General features: G+C 54.8%; 3 protein-coding genes. All 3 read right to left on the bottom strand.

The features are described 5' to 3' along the window. A partial coding sequence (gene ssb / locus ABD892_RS10560) for a single-stranded DNA-binding protein (RefSeq protein ID WP_345195586.1) occupies positions 1 to 338 on the bottom strand: 338 nt, incomplete at its 3' end. Next, complete coding sequence (locus ABD892_RS10555) at positions 325 to 828, bottom strand: replication protein P (protein ID WP_345195585.1); 504 nt, start codon at positions 826 to 828, stop codon at positions 325 to 327. The genes ABD892_RS10555 and ssb, both read right to left, overlap by 14 nt. Beyond that, positions 755 to 1054 (bottom strand): hypothetical protein (locus ABD892_RS10550; RefSeq protein ID WP_345195584.1); only part of this gene is annotated, 300 nt, incomplete at its 5' end. The genes ABD892_RS10555 and ABD892_RS10550, both read right to left, overlap by 74 nt.

Below are 1054 nucleotides of genomic sequence, written 5' to 3'. Positions count from 1 at the left end.
GTAACCGTTGAGTCCAGCAACGTCCAATGATCCACCACGATATTGGTGTAGTTGGCATAGGTGCCGTCCTGTTTGCGTCTCGCCTGGTATTTCACCATCCCGGTTACAAACATCTTCGCCCCCTTGTCAATCATCCGTGCGGCATGCTCAGCGATCGGTCCCCTGAACACGAGGTTGTGCCATTGGGTTTTCTGTTTTTTCTCCCCGGTCTGTTTGTCTTTGTAGTACTCATTGGTGGCCAGAGAGCAAATGGCGATGGGATCACCATTCTGGAAATACCGGAGCTCCGCCTCTTTGCCGGCGACACCCAGCAGCGCTACGTGATTAAAACTTCGCATTGTTATGATCCTCCTGGTGGTTGTTTAGCATGTCAGTGATGTTTTTGAGGGCATCCCTGCCCGTTTGCATCCGCCGTGTTTTTTCCTGCTCGCTGACACTACTGCGCGTCTGTCGCTGGTACGCCTTGTGAGCAGGGATGTAACGCTCGACGGCCAGTTGCATAAACTCACCCAGCGATGGTGGCCTGGGGTGGTTCATGATGCAGGCATCCAGAACCCTGCCCAGCTGGTGCGTGGTGAGTTGCCATTTCACCAGGGCATCCAGCCATTGCTGCTTGGCAATCCTGAGAGTGGATTCGCTTCGGAACTGGTAATCCCATTTGCTGCCATAGATCGCGGTCATTCTGCCGAACAGGCGATCCATGACCTTGTTCCGATAGTCAGCCGGTGTATCACCCAGAGCCATGGTTGTCAGGTCAGAAGGGTCGGTCTTCTCCCAGACAATCGGCGATGTTGTTGGCTGCGATCTCTCCCGGTGTGAGTTGCCCATTGCGCTTCCTCCGCTCGTTTTCCCATTTGTTCTGATTTCTCATGCCGGTTCGCCAGGCGGCTTCCCAGTTCTGGTATGCATTGCCATTGGCAATCATGGCGTCGACCCAGGCCTCCGTTGCCTGACGGATCGGGAGAACAAACCCCGGTTGGCGGTGGTACCACGCATCCATGTCGCCCGAGACGATGAACTCACGGGGAAAACCGGTCTTCCTGGATTTTTTTTG

It is taken from the genome of Kistimonas scapharcae (genome assembly GCF_039540975.1).
GTDB lineage: Bacteria > Pseudomonadota > Gammaproteobacteria > Pseudomonadales > Endozoicomonadaceae > Kistimonas > Kistimonas scapharcae.
The sequence above is the reverse complement of the archived record's forward strand: the minus strand, read 5'-3'. Positions and strand labels throughout refer to the sequence as shown.

What these genes read in the sequence shown, in the direction of transcription:
- ABD892_RS10555 (WP_345195585.1), bottom strand. Translation starts at nt 828, where the DNA reads ATGGGCAACTCACACCGGGAGAGATCGCAGCCAACAACATCGCCGATT.